This window comes from Nocardia sp. NPDC058497, from assembly GCF_042720195.1.
GTDB lineage: Bacteria > Actinomycetota > Actinomycetes > Mycobacteriales > Mycobacteriaceae > Nocardia.
In genome coordinates this window covers 25,665-29,477 of the sequence record NZ_JBHXMY010000009.1, presented here as the reverse complement: position 1 = coordinate 29,477, position 3,813 = coordinate 25,665, and the positions used below count along the sequence as shown (strand labels likewise).

Sequence of the window (3,813 nt, the reverse complement as noted above, 5' to 3'; positions counted from 1 at the left end):
GTGTATAAGAGACAGGGGTGGCGTTGGAGTTCGCCGCCGAGGAGGAGCCGCGCAGCAGGGCCGCGTTGCCCGACTTGAGCGCGAGGCCGAACGCGTCGACGGTGACATTGGGCCTGGCCTCGTAGACCATGCCGACGACGCCGAGCGGCACGCGGGTCTGGCGGATCTCGAGCCCGTTGGGCAGCGTGGAACCGCGGATGACGCCGCCGACCGGATCGGGCAGCCCGGCGACCTGGCGCAGGCCCGAGGCGATGCCGTCGATGCGCTCCTTGGTCAGCCGCAGGCGGTCGAGCAGGTTCTCCTCGGTGCCTGCGGCCTGCGCGGTCGCGATGTCGGTGGCATTGGCCGCCAGGACGCGATCGGCGGCGGCGAGCAGCGCGTCGGCCGCCGCGTGCAGTGCGTCGTTCTTCTGCGCCGTGGTCAGCTGAGCCAGCACGCGGGACGCGACGCGAGCCCTGCGGGCGGCGTCGTGCACCGCTGCGCGGATGTCGAGCTCGGGGGTCACTTCTACCGTCATGGGTATCAGCGTACGCAGTGCGGCTGTCCCGCTCGCCGCCACCCGGACCCCGGAATACGGCTCCGACCGGCGGCGGGACAGAGTTGTCCACAGGAATTCGCGCCGCCGCGGAACTTGTCCACAGGTCACACCGCGCTCGCCACCCGAAATCACCGCCGACCGTGCCGCCGCCGCTAGATTTGCCGCTATGGACTCCGCCGCATCCACCGTCGTCGTGCTGGGCAGCGTCAACATGGATCTGGTCACCACCACGGCGCAACGCCCAGCACCAGGCGAGACGGTGCTCGGGTCCGGTTTCGCGACCGTCCCCGGCGGCAAGGGCGCGAACCAGGCGATCGCGGCAGCCCGCTCGGGCGCACAGGTGCGGTTCCTCGGCGCCGTCGGTGACGACGCGTTCGGGACCACGCTGCGATCCACGCTGGCCGAGGCCGGTGTCGACACCGCACTGCTGCGCACGGTCGATGGCCCCAGCGGCGTGGCGACCATCGTGGTCGACGGAACCGGCGAGAACAGCATCATCGTCGTCGCGGGCGCGAACGGCCGGGTGACCGACCTGACCGAAGACGAGCTCGCGGCGATCGCGGCCGCCGACATCCTGCTGTGCCAGCTGGAGATTCCCCTCCGCACAGTGGCCGCGGCAGCTCAGCACGCCCGCGCATCGGGCACGGTCGTCGCGCTCAATCCCTCGCCCGTCCGGGCGCTACCTGCCGAGTTGTGGGCCGATGTCGACCTCGCCATGGTGAATTCGCTGGAGGCCGAACGGTATGCAGCTGAGCTGAACCGGGTGCCACACGTGGTACGTACCCTCGGTGGCGATGGTGCGGTGTACCGATGCGCCGACGGCACGGAGTTCGCTGTCGCCGGACTCACCGTCGACGTCGTCGACACCACCGGCGCCGGTGACGCCTTCACCGGCGCTCTCGTCGCGACCTGGACAGACAGCCCGAATAGCGCCGTGAACTGGGCGAATGCCGCCGGCGCACTGGCGACGACTCGCCTTGGCGCCAGCTCGTCCATACCGGGTCGGGAAGAGATCGAAACAATCCTCGGGGCTATTTGACCACGGGCTGACGCCGGTCAACCCACTCTGCGCCGCAGCCGCCATTGTCGCGCGGAAACACTGGAAACCGTGCGTCCCAGCAATTTTGCTGCCTCCATCGGAGGGTGCTCGAGAACGACAGCGTCCTCGAGTGCGGTCCACCGCTGCCGGGTAACGCCATACCGGCCCGCCTTCGCGGCAGAAGGCGACCACTGCGCCACACCAGCCGCTGCCGCACTCTTGCGCTCGATCCCAATAACGTCCGGCGAATACCACGCCCAGGCAGCGAGCTGCGCCGCCCCTCGGTTCAGCACCATGATGTTACGTACTCCGTCCCGCTGATTGGGGCGGCAGCTTCGCTCAACCCCGCAAACGTTTCGCACCGCACGGCAGAAGAACTCGGCCGCTGCCGGGCTCGCCGTCACAAAGCTCACAAATGGCTCGCCTTTGCGGGTAAAGCCGACTGACCCATCGCCGTCGAGTAAGCCGCGCAGGTAGTCGGCTTCAGCGAAGGGCTGCGCCGGAGGCGCTATCTCCTCGGCCTTCCGGCCGATTGTTACGCCGAGATTCGCGAAGGCCCGACGGGTAGATTTGTCGTATAACCTCAGTGTCGCCGTCTCTGAGCGTGCCGCAAAATTGGTCGCGCGACTTCGACGGCCGATCGACGAGTAACAGGGGAGTATGTCCGCAATCTGCGTCAACACCGTCTGGTCACGGACAGACAGCTCCAGCGAGACCCGTCCCTTGCCCTCGAGACTGCCTTCGTGCGAACCGTCGGCCTGAAGCAGCCCGACCGTATAGGCAACACCAGGGATCGCCGGGTCGAGCTCCACTTCCGGTGTGCCGATCTTGAACGCCATCGAATCCCCCGATCGTTCGTGCTTTCGGTGCCGCGAAAATCAGATGCAAACCCGCGCTGGTGTTACCTACCGTTACTACACACGAACAGAGGAAGGAACAACCATGTTTCCCGTCGAGCTGCGCGGCACCAGGGCGCAGACGCTCATGTGGGCCAACGAGCACGAGATCGAGCAGTCAGCGCTGCGTCAGCTCCGCAATATCGCGGAGCTGAAATGGGTGTACGGACTGCGTGTGATGCCGGATGTGCACTTGGGCAAAGGCGCGACGGTGGGGTCGGTCATCGCGATGCGGGACGCGGTCGCGCCGGCCGCGGTCGGTGTCGATATCGGTTGCGGCATGGAGAGCGTCAAGACCGGGTTGACCGCTGCGGATTTGCCCGACAACCTGCATTCCCTGCGGTCGCGGATCGAGCGGGCTGTGCCCGTCGGATTCCACGCGCACAAGGAGGCGGTGAACGTCGGTGCGCTGCATGCCGGTTCGCATGGGCAGTCGGCGCGGACGAAGGGCTGGGACCGGTTCTGGCGTGAGTTCGGCGAGCTGCATCCGGGTGTGTCGTCGCTGGAATCCAAGGCGCACAAGCAGATCGGGTCGCTCGGGTCGGGCAATCACTTCATCGAGGTCTGCCTCGACCAGGACGACGCCGTGTGGATTCTGCTGCACTCCGGTTCGCGCAATATCGGCAAGGAGCTGGCGGAGCGGCATATGGCGATCGCGCGGGCGCTGCCGCACAACCAGTCGCTGCCCGATCGCGATCTGGCGGTATTCCTCACCGGGACACCGGAAATGGACGCCTACCGGCGTGACCTCACCTGGGCGCAGGAATACGCCGCGCGCAATCGCGCGGTGATGCTGTCGCTGGTGTGCCGGGCGGTGCGCGACGAATTCGCCGGCCGCGATGTGCGTTTCGACGAGCCGATTTCCTGTCATCACAACTATGTGGCGGAGGAGATCATCGACGGCATGCCGATGCTGGTCACCCGCAAGGGTGCCGTGCGGGCGGGTGCGGGTGACCTCGCGTTGATTCCCGGATCGATGGGGACACGGTCGTATGTGGTGCGGGGCAAGGGGAATCCGGCCTCGTTCCAGTCGGCGTCGCACGGTGCGGGGCGGCGGTTGAGCCGGACCGCGGCCAAGAAGCAGTTCACCGTCGCGGATCTGATCGCCCAGACCGAGGGCGTGGAGTCGCGCAAGGACGCGGGTGTGGTCGACGAGATCCCGGCCGCGTACAAGGACATCGACGAGGTGATCGCGGCCCAGGCCGACCTGGTCGACGTGGTGGCGACGCTGCGTCAGGTCCTCTGTGTGAAGGGGTGAGTCATCGTCGGCGCAGGGTGCCCGCCCACACCCCGCCCACCAGAAAAAACCCAACAACCAATGTGTAACCACGGGTGTTACA

Annotated in this window: 3 protein-coding genes and 1 pseudogene; 2 read left to right on the top strand and 2 right to left on the bottom strand. The window is 67.1% G+C overall.

The annotated features are described in order from the left end of the window. A pseudogene (gene proA, locus ACFWPJ_RS01645) lies at positions 1-517 on the bottom strand (gamma-glutamyl-phosphate reductase); the annotation flags it as partial. Positions 518-704: 187 nt separating this feature from the next. Between proA and ACFWPJ_RS01640 the strand changes: the two are divergent. After that, positions 705-1,577, top strand: a complete 873-nt coding sequence (locus ACFWPJ_RS01640) for a ribokinase (RefSeq protein ID WP_378845861.1) — start codon at positions 705-707, stop codon at positions 1,575-1,577. Positions 1,578-1,594: 17 nt separating this feature from the next. Here the strand turns inward: ACFWPJ_RS01640 and ACFWPJ_RS01635 are convergent, their stop codons facing one another. Beyond that, positions 1,595-2,416, bottom strand: a complete 822-nt coding sequence (locus ACFWPJ_RS01635) for an LAGLIDADG family homing endonuclease (protein ID WP_378845859.1) — start codon at positions 2,414-2,416, stop codon at positions 1,595-1,597. 103 nt (positions 2,417-2,519) lie between these two features. Between ACFWPJ_RS01635 and ACFWPJ_RS01630 the strand changes: the two genes are divergently transcribed. Further along, positions 2,520-3,731 carry an RtcB family protein gene (locus tag ACFWPJ_RS01630; protein ID WP_378845857.1) on the top strand — a complete coding sequence of 404 codons (1,212 nt, stop codon included), beginning with the start codon at positions 2,520-2,522 and terminating at the stop codon, positions 3,729-3,731. The last annotated feature ends 82 nt before the right edge of the window (positions 3,732-3,813 follow it).